This window comes from Marinobacterium sp. MBR-109 (genome assembly GCF_040547565.1).
Taxonomy (GTDB): domain Bacteria; phylum Pseudomonadota; class Gammaproteobacteria; order Pseudomonadales; family Balneatricaceae; genus Marinobacterium.
Map to the genome: position 1 here is coordinate 494,765 of NZ_JBEPPZ010000001.1, position 19,440 is coordinate 514,204.

20 protein-coding genes are annotated in these 19,440 nt (G+C 57.1%); 6 read left to right on the forward strand and 14 right to left on the reverse strand.

Going from position 1 to position 19,440, the window contains the following annotated elements; translation table 11 throughout:
* Nucleotides 1-4: 4 nt before the first annotated feature.
* The 6 genes from ABIE60_RS02380 to ABIE60_RS02405 are packed head-to-tail and all read right to left on the reverse strand — an operon-like array spanning nucleotide 5 to nucleotide 4,665.
* The gene (locus ABIE60_RS02380; RefSeq protein WP_354467453.1) at nucleotides 5-760 is read right to left on the reverse strand and encodes an SDR family NAD(P)-dependent oxidoreductase; all 756 of its coding nucleotides are present in this window, start codon (nucleotides 758-760) and stop codon (nucleotides 5-7) included.
* Nucleotides 761-771: 11 nt separating this feature from the next.
* Entirely contained in the window at nucleotides 772-1,254 is a 483-nt protein-coding gene (locus tag ABIE60_RS02385) for an aromatic-ring-hydroxylating dioxygenase subunit beta (RefSeq protein ID WP_354467455.1), read from the reverse strand.
* A gap of 3 nt (nucleotides 1,255-1,257) precedes the next feature.
* The gene (locus ABIE60_RS02390) at nucleotides 1,258-2,547 is read right to left on the reverse strand and encodes an aromatic ring-hydroxylating oxygenase subunit alpha (protein WP_354467457.1); all 1,290 of its coding nucleotides are present in this window, start codon (nucleotides 2,545-2,547) and stop codon (nucleotides 1,258-1,260) included.
* 52 nt (nucleotides 2,548-2,599) lie between these two features.
* Nucleotides 2,600-3,118, reverse strand: coding sequence for a nuclear transport factor 2 family protein (locus tag ABIE60_RS02395; RefSeq protein ID WP_354467459.1), 519 nt, complete (start codon nucleotides 3,116-3,118; stop codon nucleotides 2,600-2,602).
* Between the two features lie 10 nt (nucleotides 3,119-3,128).
* Complete coding sequence (locus ABIE60_RS02400; RefSeq protein WP_091828152.1) at nucleotides 3,129-3,491, reverse strand: IacB protein; 363 nt, start codon at nucleotides 3,489-3,491, stop codon at nucleotides 3,129-3,131.
* Nucleotides 3,492-3,516: 25 nt separating this feature from the next.
* A complete protein-coding gene (locus ABIE60_RS02405) occupies nucleotides 3,517-4,665 on the reverse strand; it encodes an acyl-CoA dehydrogenase family protein (protein ID WP_354467461.1) in 1,149 nt (382 codons plus the stop codon).
* 674 nt (nucleotides 4,666-5,339) lie between these two features.
* Here ABIE60_RS02405 and ABIE60_RS02410 point away from each other — a divergent pair.
* Nucleotides 5,340-5,819 carry a MarR family winged helix-turn-helix transcriptional regulator gene (locus ABIE60_RS02410; RefSeq protein ID WP_354467463.1) on the forward strand — a complete coding sequence of 160 codons (480 nt, stop codon included), beginning with the start codon at nucleotides 5,340-5,342 and terminating at the stop codon, nucleotides 5,817-5,819.
* Nucleotides 5,820-5,822: 3 nt separating this feature from the next.
* Here the strand turns inward: ABIE60_RS02410 and ABIE60_RS02415 are convergent, their stop codons facing one another.
* The 8 genes from ABIE60_RS02415 to ABIE60_RS02450 all read right to left on the reverse strand — a co-directional run bounded on the left by ABIE60_RS02415 (nucleotide 5,823) and on the right by ABIE60_RS02450 (nucleotide 14,527).
* Entirely contained in the window at nucleotides 5,823-8,702 is a 2,880-nt protein-coding gene (locus ABIE60_RS02415) for an HD domain-containing phosphohydrolase (RefSeq protein WP_354467465.1), read from the reverse strand.
* Between the two features lie 65 nt (nucleotides 8,703-8,767).
* Nucleotides 8,768-9,796, reverse strand: coding sequence for an AI-2E family transporter (locus ABIE60_RS02420; protein ID WP_354467466.1), 1,029 nt, complete (start codon nucleotides 9,794-9,796; stop codon nucleotides 8,768-8,770).
* A 36-nt stretch (nucleotides 9,797-9,832) separates the two neighbouring features.
* Nucleotides 9,833-10,231, reverse strand: coding sequence for an acyl-CoA thioesterase (locus ABIE60_RS02425; protein WP_354467468.1), 399 nt, complete (start codon nucleotides 10,229-10,231; stop codon nucleotides 9,833-9,835).
* Nucleotides 10,232-10,382: 151 nt separating this feature from the next.
* Complete coding sequence (locus tag ABIE60_RS02430; protein ID WP_354467469.1) at nucleotides 10,383-11,417, reverse strand: TRAP transporter substrate-binding protein; 1,035 nt, start codon at nucleotides 11,415-11,417, stop codon at nucleotides 10,383-10,385.
* A gap of 46 nt (nucleotides 11,418-11,463) precedes the next feature.
* Nucleotides 11,464-12,486 (reverse strand): 4-hydroxy-2-oxovalerate aldolase, encoded by a 1,023-nt coding sequence (gene dmpG, locus ABIE60_RS02435; protein WP_354467471.1) that lies wholly within the window; start codon nucleotides 12,484-12,486, stop codon nucleotides 11,464-11,466.
* Between the two features lie 13 nt (nucleotides 12,487-12,499).
* Nucleotides 12,500-13,435: an acetaldehyde dehydrogenase (acetylating) gene (locus ABIE60_RS02440; protein WP_354467473.1), complete on the reverse strand. Its 936-nt coding sequence runs from the start codon at nucleotides 13,433-13,435 to the stop codon at nucleotides 12,500-12,502.
* Nucleotides 13,436-13,464: 29 nt separating this feature from the next.
* Nucleotides 13,465-14,256, reverse strand: coding sequence for a 2-keto-4-pentenoate hydratase (mhpD, locus tag ABIE60_RS02445; RefSeq protein ID WP_354467475.1), 792 nt, complete (start codon nucleotides 14,254-14,256; stop codon nucleotides 13,465-13,467).
* Nucleotides 14,246-14,527: a hypothetical protein gene (locus tag ABIE60_RS02450; RefSeq protein ID WP_354467476.1), complete on the reverse strand. Its 282-nt coding sequence runs from the start codon at nucleotides 14,525-14,527 to the stop codon at nucleotides 14,246-14,248. The genes mhpD and ABIE60_RS02450 overlap by 11 nt, the downstream gene beginning before the upstream one ends.
* Before the next feature lie 95 nt (nucleotides 14,528-14,622).
* On the opposite strand from ABIE60_RS02450, the gene ABIE60_RS02455 reads away from it, so the two are divergent.
* From ABIE60_RS02455 to ABIE60_RS02475, 5 genes are all read left to right on the forward strand, one after another.
* On the forward strand, nucleotides 14,623-15,459 hold the full coding sequence (locus ABIE60_RS02455) for a DNA-binding transcriptional regulator (RefSeq protein WP_354467478.1): 837 nt from the start codon (nucleotides 14,623-14,625) through the stop codon (nucleotides 15,457-15,459).
* A 257-nt stretch (nucleotides 15,460-15,716) separates the two neighbouring features.
* Complete coding sequence (locus ABIE60_RS02460) at nucleotides 15,717-16,655, forward strand: 3-carboxyethylcatechol 2,3-dioxygenase (protein ID WP_354467479.1); 939 nt, start codon at nucleotides 15,717-15,719, stop codon at nucleotides 16,653-16,655.
* 49 nt (nucleotides 16,656-16,704) lie between these two features.
* Entirely contained in the window at nucleotides 16,705-17,901 is a 1,197-nt protein-coding gene (locus ABIE60_RS02465; protein WP_354467481.1) for an acyl-CoA dehydrogenase family protein, read from the forward strand.
* A 60-nt stretch (nucleotides 17,902-17,961) separates the two neighbouring features.
* Entirely contained in the window at nucleotides 17,962-18,513 is a 552-nt protein-coding gene (locus tag ABIE60_RS02470) for a flavin reductase family protein (RefSeq protein WP_354467483.1), read from the forward strand.
* Nucleotides 18,514-18,579: 66 nt separating this feature from the next.
* Complete coding sequence (locus tag ABIE60_RS02475; RefSeq protein WP_354467484.1) at nucleotides 18,580-19,440, forward strand: alpha/beta fold hydrolase; 861 nt, start codon at nucleotides 18,580-18,582, stop codon at nucleotides 19,438-19,440.

Consider the following 19,440-nt stretch of genomic DNA (forward strand, 5'->3'; position numbering starts at 1 on the left):
CGCCTCAGCGCATGAACAGGCCGCCGTTGATGTCCAGGGTCGTGCCGGTGGTGAAGTAGGCTTCCGGCCGTGCCAGCTGTACCACCATCTCGCCGATGAAGTCGGCATCACCCAGCTGCCCGACCGGAATGGCGCCCAACAGCATTGGCAGACGTTCCTCAGGTACCAGTGCCTTTACCATGGGTGATTCGATCGGTCCCGGCGCGATGGCATTTACCGTCACGCCGCGGCTGGCCAGCTCCTTGGCAAACACCTTGGTCAACGTAATGATGGCGCCCTTTGAGGCAGCATAGTGAGCACCGGTCGAGGTGCCCCCGTTCTGCCCGGCCAGCGAAGCCATATTAATGATGCGGCCATAACCCTTGTCAGCCATGTGCTGGCCCATCACCTGACAGCCGGAGAACGTGCCACCCAGGTTGATGTTCACCACTTCGGCAAACTCCTCCGGGCTGATCTCCATCACCGGAGTCGCTCGGGTAACGGCTGCATTGTTTACCAGCACATGCAGATCACCCCAGCGCTCCAGCACGGCAGCCAATGCGGCTTCAAAATCCGTCTTGCTGGCCACATCCAGCGCCAGCGGCATCACCCATTCGCCACTGCTGTCCATGGCCGTTGCGGCAGCCCTGGCTGCATCCAGTGAACGGTCAGACAGGGCGACCCGGTAACCGGCGGCCAGCAGACGAGCGGCAATGTGGTTGCCAAGGCCCTGTGCAGCACCGGTGACCAGCGCAATATGAGACTGTGTTGGGTTACTCATGCGGCCACTCCTTAGAAGATGAAGCTAACGGTGCGCAGGAAGCCGTCCGCATGCAGCAGTTTCACGACCTTCTGCTCCAGTTTGAAACCGTCCGCTGTCGGTTTCAGGCTGTACTCCACGTTGGCCGGATAGGTCACCAGCTTGCCGTGGCGCAGCTCGTTCAGCGTCATGGCACAACGAGCGATGACCAGATCGTCACCCGCTTCAAGCACACGTACACGGGACATCATGCGCACGGTCTCACCAACCGAGATGGCAGAAACGGATTCACCGTTTTCCAGACGCGCCACGCGCATGCGGCGCATGTCGGCATCGTCCATCGCCAGGTTCAGCGTGTTCAGATAGTCGGTTTCCTTCAGATCAGCGGGCACGATATACAGACCGGAATCGGTCCACAGAGACAGCCATTCCTGGTAGCCCTTATGGTCCAGCAGATCCGCTTCGTAACCGATGAATTCGATCACCTGCGCCAGCAGTTGAGTATTGGATTTCATCACTTATTTCTCCTCTCCAGCTGCCATCATCTTTTTGTACTGGCGATAGGCACCGCGCATGCCGGTTTCGGAACAGACCGCTCCTGCCACATTACCGTCTTTGGACTGGTGCAGGTTGTTCATGCCGCGGTTGACCAGAATCCAGCCATCGGTACCGGCCATGGAACCCTTCTGTACCCGCTCCCAGGCCTCACCGTCATCCGGTGTACCGAAGCCCATCGGACCCTGGAAATGTTCATGCAGACGCATGCGCTTGCGGTTGAACGCGACCGGAGCACCCTCTCCCCCCAGTGCGACATGCTGAATCTCGGTCTCACCCACGCTGACTGGGCGCAATACACGGAAGAACGCCATGGAGCAGGACACATTCGGGAACAGGTTGAGGTTGAAACCGGTACCGTGGGCGGCACGCACCAGCTTCTTCACTTCGTCTTCCGATTTGCCCTCTTCACGCAGCGCCTGTGCCAGCTGCTCAAAACGAGCCGGGATCGGCTGATCCAGATCCTCTTCCAGATCCACCAGCTGGGGAATCATCACCATCACGCTGTGGCCGTTGCCCAGGTCTTCAACGAAACCTTCACCATCGAGGAAGTCAAAGATGTCGGCCGTGGCTTCATCCAGAGAGGTCACAAATGACTTGTGTACAATCGGGAAGTGATAGGCATCGGTGGTGTTTTCAAGCTGGATTTTCCAGTTGCCCGGGAAGTTGAAGCGGTGCTCGCCCAGCACCTTCACCGGGTAACCACCGCCCTGCTTCATGAACAGGTCGATCCACTTTTTCGCACCGCCGAGGAAATCTTCCAGCGGCTCGATGTCATCTCTGAAGGTGGCAAATACCATGCCCTGATAGGTTTCCACCCGCAGGCTTTCCAGCGGCAGCTCACTCTTGTCGAACACGCCGTCGTACTCTTCCGGCTTGGGCAGCGCACGCAGGCTGCCGTCAAGGCCATAGCCCCAGCCGTGATAGGGGCAGGTGAACGCCTTGGTTTTGCCCTTGCGCGCTTCGCAGACAGTGGCACCACGGTGGCGGCAACGGTTCTGCAGTACATGCAGGTTCATCTTGCGGTCACGGCTCAGGATGACCGGCTGACGACCGATGTAGGCGGTCTTGAAGCTGCCCGCTTCAGGCACTTCACTGGCGTGACCGACAAATACCCAAGTGTTGTTGAACACCTTGTCCAGCTCTTCCTCGAAGATGGCCGGATCGGAGTAGAGATCCTTGTGTACCCGGCCCTCTTCTACCATTTCAGCCGCTTTCAGGCTGATGTTCTGCATTTCGATCAGTTCACTCATGGTCTTGCTCTCTTCATTCGTTGCCTTGCTGGCGGACGTTGCCGCCGAGCACTTATTCTTCAGGGACCGGCAGTGGCTGGGGGTTATCCCAGGGGGTCTGTACCGGCCGGTTGAACCGGCTGGTGGTACAGAAATGGGCGATCTTCCAGCGCCCTTCTTCCCTGCGAAAACCCACATTCAACAGCGCACTGCTGAGCTGTGAGCGGCCATCGGTAAAGGTGGCAGTCTGCAGCAGCACCCAAGTGCCCTCAGCTTCGGTTTCGCTCTGCACGTTCACCTTTTCAGAGGTCAGAAAATGCACGTTCAGGGCAAAGTGCGCCGGCGGCAGGGTGTATTTCACGAACATCTCCCTGATCGCTTCGCGCCCTTCACGGCGACCGAAGGTGGCTGCGTAGCGTTTGCCCTTGCCTTCCCAAATGGCGTCTTCAGTAAACAGCGCCATGAGCGGGTCGAGGTCGAAACCCTCGTTGAGGTAATCGCACAGCTGCATGTATTCATGCAGACAGGCACTCACATCGCGCGCCGATTCCAGTGCAAACACCCGCTGACGCAGCTGCTCCAGTTCGCTCATCAGAAAACCCTCACGCCCGCTGAACGATCAATTCACGACCGATGCGTGCCTCAACCTTGGCGTAGCGCCACAGCTTGTAGGGCCCGCTGCCCACTTCAGTACTGCGGAACAGGTTGCAGCAGGCGACAACGGTGTCGTAATCCGCCACGTCAGCCAGCAGGTAGGTGGTCCAGGGATAGCCGCTGGAAGGCCCAACCATGCTCTGGTCGTCATCCATGTTGCCGATCACTTCAACGCCATCCATGTCGTGGATGCCGTTCCACATTGCGCCGAAGGCCGCCCATACGTCGAGCTGCTCTTCACGCGGAGCATCCATGAAGTTCTGGTTGATGCCCATGCAAAACAGGACGCGCAAAGGTTTCTTATCACTCATGGTGTATCTCCTTGTTTTTGTTCAATTACAGATAGCCCGGCAGTGGGTCGTGGCCGAAGAACATGGCTCCTGCATTTTTCAGGGTGACCGCCCCCATGAACGCGTGTTGAGTGCACATCATGGAATCACGCACAATGCGCGACAGGGGGTGGTCATTGTAGGTACCGGTCATGCCGGTCACTTCATAGGTACTGCGAATCGCATCGGCACATTCATGTGCCAGATTGGTGGTCGCGAGACGGATCAGGTTGATCTGATCACGGCTTGGCTCGCCACCGGCCAGAATGCTGCTCCAGGCGTCTTCGGTCGCTTCGTAGAAGAAGGCGCGAGATGAACGCACCTTGGCTTCCGCCTTGGCGATTTCGATCTGCACATACTCGCGCTCGCCCAGATTGGGCGCTCCGGTCACTGACGCACGGCCAGCCGCCATCGCCTGCACGACATCAAGCGCTTCACGGGCCAGGCCTGCAGTGGTGACAGAGAGCACCTGAGCGGCGAAAGCCAGTGTCGGGTAACGGAAGAAAGGCGCATCGATATTGGGCTTGCCGCCACGCACGAAGGTCCACTCTTCCGGCACAAACACATCCTCAACCACCAGGTCATGGCTGCCGGTGCCGACCATGCCGATCACGTCCCAGTTGGGCTCGATCTTCACCTTGTCTGCCGGCATCACCGCCATGCGCGGCAGCGGCTCACCGTTATCCGGCTGCACACCAACACCGATCAGGGATGCACCCATGCAGCCACTGCCGAACTTCCAGCGACCATTGACGATATATCCGCCCTCGACCTTTTTGGCCGGCTGAGTCGGGAAGATGCCGCCTGCAAACACGATGTTGGGCGTTTCGGCCCACACCTTGTCGATGGTTTGCGGTGGCAGTGCCGACAGGTACGCCGGGTTCATGCCGAAGCTGGCAACCCAGCCGGCAGAACCGTCAGCCGCCGCCATGGCTTCAACCATCTGCAGGAATTCCATTGGGCTGCGTTCATCGCCGCCCAGTGCCTTTGGCACCATTGCCCGGTACACACCGACATCCTTGAAGGACTCGATGATGTCGTGGGAGATGTATTGTTGATCCTCGAACTCCTGTCGGCGCTTGCGCACTTCATCCAGCAGGGCATCGAACACGGTCTCCCCGCCCCAGAGGGATTTGTCGATCTGATAACCAGGCATTCGCTAGGCTCCCTAGTTGTTGTCTTTATTGCAGGTACACGTACCGGCTCACCACATTCGGCGCCAGATACGTCATTGGTAAACCCGGTCGCATGGTTGCACTCGGGCTGCAGGAGGAACCACCCGGTATCAGACCCGGGCAGGTTGTGTTGACGGCGTGAGGCCCTTCGAGGGCACTCTGCTCGCAGCAGGTGATCAGCATTGTCATAGCGGCTCTCTTGTCGGGTCTAGTTGTTATTGTGTGGCAACTCCGCTTGACCGGAGGTTGCTCAAGAGCTGCCTAAAGAATTTCACTTATCACTTGAATCGTCAACTAATTATCCAGCATTAAATCCATGATCATGGTCACACCACGGCGTCCTAGAATGACAAAGCAAGAGTCAGGCCACTTCTTAAACCGCCATGAAAAATAGAGTAAAAAACCACAAAAAATGGGCAAAAATCGGCTAAAGTGCATTCAAAATATTACCAACGAGCACCTATCATGAATTATTCTCATAAATGGATTTTCAAGATCCCACCTGATCCAGCCGCTGTAATCCGCTCTAAAAAGGCGCAAAAGCAAAAGAGCTGCACCAAAGGTTTTCACTCATTTTAGAATCTCTATATACTTTCCAGATCAACTTTCATCCGCCCCCCTGCCGGTCGGATGCAGCCGGAGACCTCGCTGTCCAATGAGCAGTAACCGTAAAGCCGACATGTACGATCCTCTGAGTGACGACTTCAAGCGTCGTGAATTCCCCTTCTACTGGATTGCACAGCTCAATGCACTCTACAGCCACGAGATGGAGCGCTTGCTGAAACGCGTGGATATGGATGTGCCGCGCTGGCGCATCATCATGATTCTGAAGGAGCACTCGGAGTTAAGCATTTCAGAGATTGCCAGCCACGCGGTGGCCAAGCTGCCCACCACCACCAAAATCGTTTACCGCATGCGGGATGAGGGGCTGGTTAACCTGACCACCTCGAGTGAAGATGGTCGTGTCACTCTGGTATCGTTGACCGACAAGGGGCTGGACAGCCTGGAGCTGATCAGGGGTTCAGTCAGTCAGCTGTTCCGCAACAGCTTTAAGGGGCTCAGTTCAGCCCAGATCCACCGTACCAACGTATTGCTGGCAAAGCTGTACGATAATCTGAAAACACTCTCCGATTGAGTACTACCCCTGCTTCGCGGATCGTGACAAAAGCGTCAGCTGGCGCAGGTCGACCTTGTCGATCTGCTCGGGCTTGAGGAAACGGCGGGCATATTCAAGATAAACGCCCGACTCAAGAAAGAGGCAGAACACCTCTGGGTCCAGATGTCCGTCACGGGACATGAAGGCCAAAATTCGCAGCGACTCCGATAGCGTTTTGGCCGTTTTATAGGGCCGGTCAGCGGCCGTCAGCGCTTCAAACACATCAGCCAGCGCCATGATGCGTTCCGGAACGGTGAGCGAGGCGGCATCCAGTCGCCGTGGATAGCCCTCGCCATCCATACGCTCATGATGGTTGCCGGCAATATCCGGAATACGACGCAGAGACGGCGGCAGCGGCAAGGTGCTGAGCATGCGTATGGTTTGCACAATATGGTTGTTGATGCTGAAGCGCTCCTCCGCCGTCAAGGTCCCATAGACTTGGGTCAGGTTGTACAGCTCACCCTGATTGGCCTCATGTTCCGGCAGGGGCATGTCAAAACCCCAGATGTTATCTGGGTTATTGGCTTCTACCGGGGGCCTGCGATCCCCCCATGGAATAATATGCTCAACCCGGTCAGCCAGCAGCATTTCACGGGCGGGCAGGCGCTCATCATCATTCGGCAATCGATCCAGCTCAGCCTGTGACAACCCCAGACGACGGTCAAAGTGACGCGCCCAGCTGCGAGAGGCAATTTTATGCAGCTTGGCGATATCATCATCCGGCAGCTTCTCGCTGCCCAGATTGGAGCGAGCCACGATTTCAAACTCCTGCTGCAACTGACGCCGCTGTCGATCCCGGCGCTCTCGCAGCTGGGATTCCGCTCCACTTTCGATGACACCCTTGAGGTAGGCTATCTCCACATCCCGCCACAGCACTTCAAATCGCGTACGAATCTCGTGAATACGGTTGTACAGGGTTTCAAGTTTGGTGGACTTGTCCATCACATGTTCGGGTGTGGTGATCTTGCCACAGTCATGCAACCAGGCCGCCAGACGAAACTCATACCGGTCCTGCTCATCCATATGGAACGTATTGAAACGCCCTCCCTGACTCTTGCAGGCGGCATCCACCAGCATCTCGGCCAGAATGGGTACCCGCTCGCAGTGGGCGCTGGTGTAAGGCGACTTGGCGTCAATGGCATCGGCCAACAGGCGGATGATCGCATCAAGCAGTTTCTCCTGAGCCTCAAGCAGCTGCCGGGTCTCGATGGCAGTGGCCGCAGAACCGGCCAGCTCTTCCAGAAAGCGCGAAACGGAATCGCCTTCCACACGGGCATCGCCGTTCATGCTCAGCACCATTACCCCAGCCGGATACTTATAGCGACCTTTGAGCGGTGTCACCATCACTCCATCCGCATCAATCAGTGCGTCTTTGACTGCCTCCACCAGATGCGAGGTGCGCGGCTCCGTAACCGTAATGGAATCGGGGTAATGGTGACGTACATGATCCTGATGATGCACACTGGAGAGCAGCAGTGCATGCTCATCGGCATCGTACAAGTAGATAGCGCAGCTGTCCGCTTGCATGCTCGCCTTCAGATCTTCAGCCACATCCGGCAACATTCTTTCCAGCCTGCGCTCACGTGCCAGTGTTTTGCTGATTGACTGAAAGTGCTGCACAACGGTCACCAGTCGCTGGATGATGGCTCCCAGTTCACGCACTTCGACTATGCGTGATTTCACCTGTACTGAACCACTGAAGTCAAACCGCGTCAGCGCAAACACCTTTTCGGACAGCTGATCCAGTGGCTTCACCACCCAATGCGCCAACCAGTAGCCAATCAGCAGTAACAAAAGGGTAAACGCCAGCGACCAGAGCAGCATCCGCTGCCCGTGTCTGTGTGCATTGGCAAGCAACTGCTCGGCGGGCACCGCCATCAACAACTCCAGCGATTCATCGGCCAGTGCCAGCATGGGAACACGCACGCCGTACCATTCACGACCATCCGCCGCATAGCCGACCAACTTGCCGGGCTCACTTGATTGACTCATCAACTGGACAAGTGCGGGCACCTGGAGTTCATCCAGTGTCGCCAGGCGAATATCACCCGCCTGACGTACAATCATTTTTTCAACTTCAGGGTATGCCAGCGTACGCCCCAGCCGGTCAACTACGGCCAGCTCATAGCCCTGTTCGGGCCTCAGTCGTGCCAGTTCCGAGGATATATCCTGAACCGATGCATCAATACCGATTACCGCACCGGACGCCCCTTTAAAGGCCAGGGTCACTCCGGTTTCTCGCGTGGTGTAGAACAGATAGGGAGCGGTCAGGATTGGGGCTTGTGCACTCAGCGCCGACTGATACCAGGGACGAGAGTGAGGGTCAAAAACATAATCCGGCCTTTCATCCTGCCTGATCACCTCAAGCTGTTCGGACAAGAAGAGCCACACGGCCCGCTGCGGCCTTTCGGCTGTGGCAACCTCAATGCTTTGTACCAGATATGCTGCCCCCTCAGCAGCGGATACGGAGCGACGGAACTCGGGCTGTCGCAACGACCGTACCAACCAGAAGCTACGGTCTGGGTAACCAACATACACAGCACTGATCACCGGGTTGGCGCGCAGTGCTTCAATCAAAACCGGTAGCCGCTGCAGGCGTTGCTCCAGCTGCTCGGCAGTGGTCAAAGGGTCGTGCACCAGTAACCGAAGTGTACTTTGCAGTGGCTGAATCAGCCGCAGGGTCTCAGAGTCAAGCTTGCTGGCAAACTGCTGGGCGGAGCTGCGACTTGCCTCCAGCAGCACATCCCGTTGCCCCATGTAGGCATTGATCACCAGAATCGCACTCAATGCCAGCATGCTCAGCATGATGGTAAGGCTGATAACCCAGCGCAAGCGCAATCCGCAGCTCTGTTTCCTGTCCATGATCCACCGCCACTTATTCTGTCAGCAGTAGAAGATTAGCTCAGAATAATGACAACGACAGTCTTTCAGTTACCCAACATGATGGCGATCCAGCGGGTCGAAGGGTTCTGTTCCAGTGCTATCTTGGCGATCATCGTCAGCGGTATCGACAGAAACATCCCCGCCGGACCGAACATCCAGCCCCAGGTCATCAAGGACAGGAACACCACCAGCGGTGACAACCCGAGCCCACTACCCATGAATCGAGGCTCCAGAATATTCCCCATAAGCACATTCACAGCGATGTAACCTGCGGCTACCAGGGCGGCATCGGGCGCGCCCAGCTGCACTATAGCCAACAGAACAGCCGGAATAGCAGCCAGGATGGAGCCCACATTGGGTATGAAGTTCATCAATGCGGCGATAAGACCCCAAAGCGGAGCAAAGTCCACTCCCAGAATCCATAGCCAGAGGCTGATCAGCAAGCCGGTTACAATGCTGATGGTTGTCTTGATCACCAGATAGGTATTCACCTGACGTACGAAGCTGCCGGCCTGGTCCAGCGACTTTTCAGCACTGGGCAACGCCTTATGCAACTTGTCTGTCAGCAGTGTTGCTTCCAGCAGCAGGAAAATCACGATAAACACGATCAGCAACAGATTGGTCAGCAAGCTACCCAGATTGGTCAGTGCATTGCCTGCCAACCGCATCAGGGATGCCGGGTTGAAGTGGTTCAACATCTGCTCACGGGTTACAGGCAGTCCCAGGCGTTCAAAATAGGGCACCAGTTTGACCGCCTCTTCCTGTAAGCGCGTCTGATAGGTGGGCAACCGCAAAGTAAAGGTATCGATGGCCGATCCCACAAACAACACAAGCACAGAGCCAAACACCACAAGCCCGACCACCAGCAGCACAATCGCCAACCAGGGGGGCACTCGATGAGAGGTCATCCAGGCCAGTGGCGGTGCACAGATGATGGCAACAAAGAACGCCAGCAAGACGGGAATGACAATGGCTTCAGCCTGTTTCAATGCGCCCAGTATAACCATCAAGGCGGCAATACCCAGCAGCCACTTGAAACCCGGAGAAACGGTAAATGGATCCGGTGAGGACATGATCACTCCCTGTTAGAACAGATGATCGCGGCTGATTCAGTCAACCGCCTTGAAATGCACCTGCAGCATCGCTTTCTGCTCTTCGGTCAATGATTGGGCACGACCAGTGGCAAAGTCATAACGTACCATAAAGGCCTTGCCCCTGGCGCCGACCTTGTCGTCCTGCCAGGCTTCCTGATACACGGTGAAAGAGCTGTTGCCGATCTTGCAGACATAGGTCCGAATTTCGACATCGCGGCCATAAAACAGCTCACCAACAAAGTCCACCTCAATCCGTGCCATGATCAGCTGCCACTTTTTCATGTCGAGATCAGGGGTAAATATGCGGAACAGGTCATTACGCGCGCCCTCAAACCACTGGGGTACGCGGGTATTGTTAATATGGCCAAGTCCATCAGTATCGTAAAAGGCAGGTGTGACAGTATGGGTAAACACGGCTGATTCTCTTGTTGTTGAAAATGGTTATGGAATTCAACGAGTATATTCAGAGCCGAGCCGAATGTAACCCGTATTACGCTCCCGTGGCGCACGCCAGAACAAAAATGCCGGCCACTGGGGCCGGCAATACAAGCAGGTCAGTAATCGCTTACTTGTCCATCTGAGCCTGATATTCTCGTGCAACAGCACGCAGCTCATCCAGCGCTGCACGGGCATCAACCTTGAGGTCTGCCACACTTTCGATCCATGCATCATCAATGCCTTCGGCCAGCTGGGCATACTCCTGCGCCAGCGGATCACCCTCAGCCACAACGTTGATATTCACACCGGCCGCACGCGCGGCTTCAAGGCCGGCTACATCGGACTCATCCTGTGCGCGACCACCCAATGCGGACAGTTGTTCGCCCGACACTTTCATGATGGCTTCACGGTCTTTCGGGTCCAGCTCCGCAAGAAAATCAGGGCTGATGAAGAAGGAGAAACTGCCCAGATACATCCCACCCGGCAGCTGGGTAGTGTGAGTGATCACTTCATCCAGACGCAGGTTCTTGACATCACACACCGGCAGGAACACCCCATCGATCACGCCCTGTTGCAGCATTTCATATACCTTGGGTGCGGGGCCAGCCACAGGCACCAGGCCGGTACGCTCACCAATCACGGCCTGTACGCCGCCGCCGATGCGGATCTTTTTGTTCTGCAGGTCACTGATGCTGTTGACCGGGAAGGTGCTGTGTACCTGGCCCGGCCCATGCGTCACCAGCGCCACCAGTTCAAGACCATCGAACTCCGGTGCACTCTGGAAGTACTTGTTGTGAACGCGCCAGTGCGCCACCGAAGCTGCTTCGGCAGACACACCCAATAACGGCTGCTCAACAATCTGGGTCAGGCGGAAACGCCCCGGCACGTAGCCATGGTAGCCCCAGCTGGCATCGGCCACGCCATCTTCAACCAGATTGAACATGGTTTTCGGATGACCCATGTTGTACTCCACCGCCAGTGTTACCCGGTTGTCGGTAGCGTCTTCGATCCACTTTTTCCAGGTTGGCAGAACGACTTCGTTCACCGGGTGCGTCGGCGGCATCCAGCTGGCAAAACGCATGACGGTCTGGCTCATGGCAGAAGTGCTGTACAGCGCACCCAGCGTGGCAACCAACGCCACTGTTGTCTTCAGTTTTTTCATTGCTATACCTGTTTTAGTTATGTTTATCAGAGTGTTGTCTGTTGTTTCAGCGCTGATTAAGCAGATCCAGCGCCACGTCCACGATCATGTCCTCCTGACCGCCGACCATCCGGCGCTTGCCCAGCTCCACCAGGATATCGACTGTCTTGAGGCCATATTTTTCGGCCGCCACTTCGGAGTGGCGCAGGAAACTGGAGTAAACGCCCGCATACCCCAGCGCCAGCGTTTCACGGTCAACGCGTACCGGACGATCCTGCAGCGGTCGTACCAGCTCATCGGCTGCATCCATCAGCGTGTAGAGATCGGTACCGTGCTCCCAGCCCATGCGCTCGGCGGCGGCGATGAACACTTCCAGCGGCGCATTACCGGCACCCGCCCCCATACCCGCCAGTGAAGCGTCGATGCGGTCACAACCCTCCTCCACCGCCACGATGGAGTTGGCAACGCCCAGTGACAGGTTGTGGTGGGCGTGAATACCGGTGGCGGTGGCCGGGTCCAGTACATCCTTGACGGCCCGGAAACGGTCGCGGATATCCTGCATGCCCAGGGCACCGCCGGAGTCCACCACGTAGATGCAGGTCGCGCCGTAGCCCTCCATTAGCTTCGCCTGCTGCGCCAACCCCTGTGGCGTGGTCATGTGGCTCATCATCAGGAAACCAACGGTATCCATACCCAGCTCACGCGCACACTCAATGTGCTGCTTAGATACATCCGCTTCGGTGCAATGAGTCGCCACACGCACCACGCGCGCACCGGCGCTGTAGGCTGCCTTGAGATCATGAATGGTACCGATGCCCGGCAACAGCAGGGTGGCCACCTGCGCATGCTCGACTACATCCGCCACCGCTTCGATCCATTCCAGATCGGTATGGGCACCGAAACCGTAGTTGAAGCTGGAGCCCTGCAGGCCATCGCCATGGGCCACTTCGATGCTGTCTACCTTCGCCTTGTCCAGCGCACGGGCGATGTCACGCACGTTATCAAGCGAGTACTGGTGTCGAACTGCGTGGCTGCCATCGCGAAGCGTCACGTCGGAGATATAGAGTTTCTTGCCTGGGTTGAATGACATGTTTCCGCTCCTGTTACTGCGCTTGCATGGAAACAGCCATCCGCTCGGCGGTGGCCATGGCTGCTGAGGTCATGATGTCGAGGTTGCCGGCATAGGCAGGCAGATAATGAGCCGCACCTTCAACCTCAAGGAAAACCGAGGTTTTCAGCCCCGAATAACGTCCCACACCCGGAATATTGAGCGGCCGGTCCTCGGGGATCAGGTCGAACTGAACCTTCTGCTTGAGGCGGTAGCCGGGTACGTAAGCCTGAACTGCGGCGGCCATCTCTTCGATGGATGCTTCCACCTGTGCCTGATCCGCTGCTTCAGACAGGACGTACACTGTATCGCGCATAATCAGCGGTGGCTCAGCCGGATTCAAAACAATAATCGCCTTGCCCTTGGCTGCCCCGCCCACTGCACTGATCGCTTCCGATGTAGTTTCGGTGAATTCATCGATGTTGGCACGGGTGCCGGGGCCGGCAGATTTGCTGGAAATGGACGCGATGATCTCGGCGTAATGCACCTTGGCCACACGGGATACCGCAGCCACCATCGGAATGGTCGCCTGACCGCCGCAGGTCACCATGTTGACGTTTTTCGCTTCCAGGTTCTGCTCCAGATTCACCACCGGCACACAGTAGGGACCAATGGCCGCCGGGGTCAGGTCGATCAGGCGAATATCCGACTTGTACTGACGCAGGAAGGCATCATTCTTCACATGCGCGCCAGCAGAAGTGGCATCAAACACGAAGTCGATATCGGCAAATACCGGCATCTGAACCAGCCCTTCAACCCCCTCGTGTGTGGTTGCAACACCCATTCGTGCAGCGCGTGTCAAACCATCGGAGGATGGGTCTATGCCGACCATGGCACCCATTTCCAGATAGCGGCTGTTGCGCATGATCTTGATCATCAGGTCGGTACCGATATTGCCGGAACCGATGATGGCTACTTTCATCTTTTTCATTCTGACTCCCAAAGAGGCTGAACTCAGGCTCAGGCCTGGGCAAAGGTCACGGCTACCTGGCCGATACCGCTGATTTCGGTTTCAAACTGATCGCCAGCTGAGCAGGCCACCATCGGCCCAAGCGCACCGGTCAGTACCAGATCGCCCGCCTGCAGCGGCGTTCCCATACGACTCATGGTGCGTGCCAGCCAGAGCGCGGCGTTGAGCGGGTTCCCCAGACACTCGGCACCGCTGCCTTCCGATACCACTTCACCATTACGGCTCATGCGCATACGGGCACCGCGCAGATCAACACCATCGATCCGCCGCGCCGGCGTTCCCAGCACGAAGCAGCCACTGGACGCATTGTCTGCCACCGTGTCCACAAAACGGATATCCCAGTCGGCAATGCGGCTGCCGACTATTTCCAGCGCCGGAAGCACCCAGCCGATCGCCTGCAGCAGTTCTGCGTGTGTACAGTCCTGTTGTGGCAGGTCACGCTCCATGATGAAGGCGATCTCAGCTTCGATCTTGGGCTGCAATACTTCTCCGACCGGAATGCAATCGTTGTCGCCGTAGCTCATATCGGCAAACAGAGTGCCAAAATCCGGTTGATCAACGCCGAGCTGGGTCTGCACACGCGGGTTGGTCAGGCCGATCTTGCGCCCCACAATGCGACGCCCCTGAGCAACGGCATGTTCGGTATTGATCTGTTGGATACGGTAGGCGGATTCTGCGTCTTGAGGCTGCAGCTGGTCGCGGATCGGTGCAGTTGCACGCCCCTGCTGCTCGGCTTCACGCAAGCGCAGGGCAAGTGCCTGTAGCTGTTGTTCATGTATCATTGTGACGATAACCCTGAATGGCACCGCCGTGCAGCGGCGGGTTGGTAGCTGGATGCGTGCAATCGGAGTGTATCGGTGGGAAGGCCGCCCAGCTGAAGCCATATACGACACCAGACTGAGCGGGCAGCAGCATATTAATATCTGCAGCCACTCCTGATAAAACAATATTGCGGACATGTTGTTTACCGCATATTGATATCCTCAGGCGAGCAATAAGTTTTAACACTGTACGCATATATACAATACAGTTTATAAATTTAACCGTTTTCACCTGTGGACTCCGTTATTGCATATTTTTATTATGCACCGGAGTATAGAAACTGCCCGCAAAGCGCAGCAACAGAAATCGCACCCAAGGTGCACTATGTGCACGATTCATCAACAGGAGAGATGATGGCCGAGCAGCAGAATGAATCACCCCGTGGTGAGTACAAGCGCGTGCAGGGGCTGATTCGCGGCCTGCAGCTACTCAACTGCCTCAACCGCTGTGACGGTGGTGCTCGCATTACAGAACTGGCACAACAAACCGGGCTGCATCGCACCACGGTCAGGCGCCTGCTTGAAACCCTGCAGCATGAGGGATACGTTCGCCGCAGCGACTCGGATGACAGCTACCTGCTGACACTGAGGGTACGCGAGCTCAGCGAGGGCTTTCGTGATGAACAGTGGGTATCCCAATGCGCTGCACCGCTTCTGGGTGAGCTGCTGCAGGAAGTCGTATGGCCTACCGACATCTCCACGCTGGATGTGGATGCCATGGTAATTCGTGAAACCACACACCGTTTCAGTCGCCTCTCCTTCCATCGGTCCATGGTCGGCCGACGCCTGCCAATGCTGCTCACCGCGGCCGGGCGTGCCTATATCGCCAATTGCCCCGATCAGGAGCGCGCGCATATTTTGCAGCTGCTGAGCAACCGCAACGATGGTCAGAGTCGATTGGCACAAGACCCGGAGTACATCGACAAACTGGTCCGCAAAACCCGTCAGGACGGCTACGGCTCAAACTACCGTGACTGGGGTGAAGAGGGTCGCATCGCCGCCATCGCGCTGCCCATTCGCCATGAAGAACGGGTACTTGGCTGCCTTAACCTGGTCTACATTGCCGATGCAATGACCATCGACGAAGCCGCCCGGCGCTATCTTGATGCGATGCAGTCGGTTGTTGACCGGATTGAAGCACGCATGAATCCCGCTATTGATTAGTCTTGTCCACACCCTTCGTTCACTATGTGCACACAGGGTGTGTTTTTGCTTGATGTTATTTTCTCCCCTGTCCAAAATCCATTTCAACAGTGTGGCAGACCGATTTTAACGGGAGCTGCCAACACCTCTTTTATATATGTACTACTGAATACCGACTTATAAATATTCGGATTCAATGGTCTCTCAGCAGGGTTTTAAGCCGTTATTTTCCAAGTTGAAAATAAACCGCTTCCCGATAAGAAAAACAGGAAGAGATTATGAGTATCATGCTTAAATGCCTGTCGCATACCCCCCTGCGCGGTCGCAACGATCCCGGTGCCGACGTGGTTGCCGATGTCGATGCTGTTCTGACCAAAGCCCGTGCCGAAGTGGAAGCCTTCGATCCTGAACTGATCCTGATTTTCGCACCCGATCACTATAACGGCCTGTTTTACGACTTGATGCCTCCCTTTGTCGTTGCGACCGCCGCCGAGTCGGTGGGCGATTACGGCACGCTGCCCGGCCCGTTGTCGGTGGATGCCGAACTGGCTCTGGAGCTGACCAAGCATCTGATGGACAGCGACCTGGATGTTTCTCTGTCCCATCGCCTGCAGGTCGATCACGGCTGTACCCAGACACTGGAAGAGATGACCGGCAGCCTGACCCGCTACCCGGTGATTCCGATCATCATCAATTCTGTAGCACCGCCCTTTGTACCCTATCGCCGAGTCCGCAAGCTGGGCGAGGCCGTGGGCCAGTTTCTGGCCGGGCTGAACAAGCGCGTGCTGATTCTGGGCACCGGCGGTTTGTCGCATGAACCACCCGTCCCGCTACTTGCGGAATCACCGGCGGAGGTACAGGAGTTCCTGATCTGTGGCCGCAATCCCACAGCGGAAGCCCGCGCTGCCCGTGAGGCACGCACCATTGCTGCCGGCAAGATCTACGGTTCAGAGCTGTGTCAGCAGACTCCGCTGAATGCGGCCTGGGATGAAGCGTTCATCAAACTCCTGCTCAGCGGTGAACTGGATCAGGTGGACGATTTCGATATCCAGCAGATCTCGGCAGAGGCCGGGCGCTCCACACACGAAGTTCGCACCTGGGTAGCCGCCTTTGCAGCACTTGCCGCTGCCGGCCCTTACCAGGCACGCAAGGACTACTACCGACCGATCAATGAATGGATTGCGGGCTACGGCGTGGTCAGCGCCACTCCCGCCTGAGCTGACCACAGCTGAACAATAATACCGAGATTCATCAGGAGAGACCGATATGAACGCTATCGTCACCCAAATTCCGACCGAAGACGAAATTGTAAAACGCGCCCGCGACCTGATCCCGACCCTGCGCGAGCGTGCTGACGCCTGCGAAAAGGCCCGAATGGTATCAAAAGAAACCATTCAGGACTTCCAGCAGGCCGGCTTTTTCAAGATCCTGCAGCCCAAGCGCTGGGGTGGCTATGAAATGAGCCCCAACGTACTTAACCGGGTACTGATCGAACTGGCCCGCGGCTGCCCATCAAGTGCCTGGAACGTGATGGTACTGGGCGTGCACCCGTTTGAAGTGGGCCTGCTGCCGGAACAGGTTGGGGATGAACTCTGGGGCAAGGACAACACCAAACTGGTTTCGTCCTCCTATGCGCCCTTCGGCACCGTGGATGCGGTTGAAGGCGGCTATCGTCTGAACGGCGAATGGCTGACATCCAGCGGCTGCGATCATGCCGAAGGCGGTGCCTTCGTGGGTGGACGGGTACAGGAGAACGGAGAAATGGTGTTCCGCTCTTTCTGGGTGCAGCGCGAGCAGATCGAAGCGATCGTCGATGACTGGCATGTAGTGGGCCTGGCGGGCACCGGCAGCAAGAAGCTGGTGATCAAGGATGTATTTGTACCGACCTACCGAAGCCATGTGATCGGTGCCTACGATCAGGAATCACACGGTCATGTGGAAAACCTGTTCAAGATGCCGTTCTTCTACGTGTTCTATGCAGCCGTATCCTCCGTGATCATCGGCATGGCCCGTGGCATGGTCGACCTGTATGTGGAGCACATGGTGCCGCGCCAGAACCTGAATCAGGCGGTGGGCGCTGCGGTCAATGACCCGTTCATCAAGGGCAAGCTGGGTGAAGCGTTCGCCAAGATCACGGCAGCCGAAGCGCGCGTGCTGTCCAACACCGATGAAGCCTGGAGCTACGCCTCCCGTGGCGAGCTGGTGCCGGCCGATGTGCGTGTACGTCACTTCGCCACCAACCAGTTTACCGGCGGTGACTGCTTCGATGCGGCGCACATGATCTTCAAAAAGACCTCTACCCGCGGTGTCTGGCTCAACAACCCGATGCAGCGTCAGATGCGCGACATTCTGGTGGGTGCCAACCATATCACCCAGAACCAGGACAACATCGGTGACCTGCTCGGCGGTCAGCTGCTGGGCAACCCGCTGCCTCAGCCAAACCCTTTTGGCGTCAAGGCCTGACCCGATCGTTGCCTGTCACAACGGCAGGCAGCATCTACCCCCATAACAAGAGAAACCGCCATGAACCAGCACATCAATCAGCTGCTCGACTGGACACCCAACACCGAGCTGAACGAAAAACCGATGGTCAGCGCCGAAGAGCACTGCCGCGGCATGCGTCATTTCGCCATGGGTGTCAGCACCATCACCAGCGGTGACAACAAGGCCCGCGCCGGTTTGACCGCCACCGCCGTCTGCTCGGTCACCGCCGATCCGCCCCGCCTGGTGGTTTTCGTCAACAAGGGGGTCTACGCCAGCGAACTGATTCTTAAAACCGGTGCCCTGTGCGTCAACCTGCTCGCCGGCGAGCAGGAAGAAGTGGCCAAGGCTTTTGCCGGCATGATCAAGGAAGTTCAGGGCGAAGCCCGTTTCGAGTATGGTCAGTGGGACACGCTGGCTACCGGCGCACCGACCCTGCAGGGTGCACTGGCCAACTTCGACTGCCGGGTGGTGAAGGTATTTGATGAAAGTACCCACCACGCGTTTCTGTGTGAGGTGCTGGCGATGCGCGAACGCGAAGATGGCGAAGCACTGATTTACCTGAACGGCGGCTTCCGGCAGATTCCACAATAAGCCTGTCGACCCGTTCTCACCCCGGCCCCTGCCGGGGTGTACTGATTTAAGAGACTGGAGAATTGAATGAGTATGAATATCACCGAGGCCGACAGCAGCCGCTTCATCGACATCACGCTGGATGGCCAGCCGGTCAAACTGCATTACAACGACTGTGGCGAAGGCAGCGAAACCGTCATCATGTTGCACGGCTCTGGCCCCGGCGCCAGCGGCTGGGCCAACTTCAACCGCAATATAGAGCCGCTGGTCAACGCCGGTTACCGCGTTATTCTGCTCGACTGCCCAGGCTGGAGCAAAAGTGACTCCATTGTCTGCGCCGGTTCACGCTCTGACCTCAACGCCCGCGCATTGAAAGCCGTTGTGGATGGGCTGGGTCTGGACACAATTCATATCCTCGGCAACTCCATGGGCGGTCACAGCGCCGTGGCCTTCACCCTGGAGAACCCCGAACGTGTGGGCAAACTGGTGCTGATGGGCGGCGGTACCGGTGGTGCCAGCCTGTTCACGCCGATGCCGGCGGAAGGGATCAAGCTGCTGCAGGGACTGTATCGTGAACCGACCATTGAAAACCTGAAAAAGATGATGGCGGTGTTCGTGTTCGACAGCAGTGACCTGACCGAAGAGTTGTTTCAGGCGCGCCTGGACAACATGCTCAAACGCCGTGATCATCTGGAAAACTTCGTCAAGAGCCTTGAGATCAATCCCAGGCAGTTCCCGGATTTCAGCCCGCGCCTGCCGGAGATCAAGCAACAAACGCTGGTGATCTGGGGCCGTAACGATCGCTTTGTACCGATGGACACCGGCCTGCGCCTGATTGCCGGCATCCCCAACTCCGAGCTGCACATCTTCAACCAGTGTGGTCACTGGGCTCAGTGGGAACATGCCGACAAGTTCAACCGCATGGTGCTGGACTTCCTTCAGCACTGA

Bases quoted from the DNA above. Each gene is read 5' to 3' on its own strand.
- ABIE60_RS02380 (WP_354467453.1), bottom strand. From the start codon at position 760: ATGAGTAACCCAACACAGTCTCATATTGCGCTGGTCACCGGTGCTGCA.
- ABIE60_RS02385 (WP_354467455.1), bottom strand. From the start codon at position 1,254: ATGAAATCCAATACTCAACTGCTGGCGCAGGTGATCGAATTCATCGGT.
- ABIE60_RS02390 (WP_354467457.1), bottom strand. From the start codon at position 2,547: ATGAGTGAACTGATCGAAATGCAGAACATCAGCCTGAAAGCGGCTGAA.
- ABIE60_RS02395 (WP_354467459.1), bottom strand. From the start codon at position 3,118: ATGAGCGAACTGGAGCAGCTGCGTCAGCGGGTGTTTGCACTGGAATCG.
- ABIE60_RS02400 (WP_091828152.1), bottom strand. From the start codon at position 3,491: ATGAGTGATAAGAAACCTTTGCGCGTCCTGTTTTGCATGGGCATCAAC.
- ABIE60_RS02405 (WP_354467461.1), bottom strand. From the start codon at position 4,665: ATGCCTGGTTATCAGATCGACAAATCCCTCTGGGGCGGGGAGACCGTG.
- ABIE60_RS02410 (WP_354467463.1), top strand. From the start codon at position 5,340: ATGAGCAGTAACCGTAAAGCCGACATGTACGATCCTCTGAGTGACGAC.
- ABIE60_RS02415 (WP_354467465.1), bottom strand. From the start codon at position 8,702: ATGGACAGGAAACAGAGCTGCGGATTGCGCTTGCGCTGGGTTATCAGC.
- ABIE60_RS02420 (WP_354467466.1), bottom strand. From the start codon at position 9,796: ATGTCCTCACCGGATCCATTTACCGTTTCTCCGGGTTTCAAGTGGCTG.
- ABIE60_RS02430 (WP_354467469.1), bottom strand. From the start codon at position 11,417: ATGAAAAAACTGAAGACAACAGTGGCGTTGGTTGCCACGCTGGGTGCG.
- dmpG (WP_354467471.1), bottom strand. From the start codon at position 12,486: ATGTCATTCAACCCAGGCAAGAAACTCTATATCTCCGACGTGACGCTT.
- ABIE60_RS02440 (WP_354467473.1), bottom strand. From the start codon at position 13,435: ATGAAAAAGATGAAAGTAGCCATCATCGGTTCCGGCAATATCGGTACC.
- mhpD (WP_354467475.1), bottom strand. From the start codon at position 14,256: ATGATACATGAACAACAGCTACAGGCACTTGCCCTGCGCTTGCGTGAA.
- ABIE60_RS02460 (WP_354467479.1), top strand. From the start codon at position 15,717: ATGAGTATCATGCTTAAATGCCTGTCGCATACCCCCCTGCGCGGTCGC.
- ABIE60_RS02465 (WP_354467481.1), top strand. From the start codon at position 16,705: ATGAACGCTATCGTCACCCAAATTCCGACCGAAGACGAAATTGTAAAA.
- ABIE60_RS02470 (WP_354467483.1), top strand. From the start codon at position 17,962: ATGAACCAGCACATCAATCAGCTGCTCGACTGGACACCCAACACCGAG.
- ABIE60_RS02475 (WP_354467484.1), top strand. From the start codon at position 18,580: ATGAGTATGAATATCACCGAGGCCGACAGCAGCCGCTTCATCGACATC.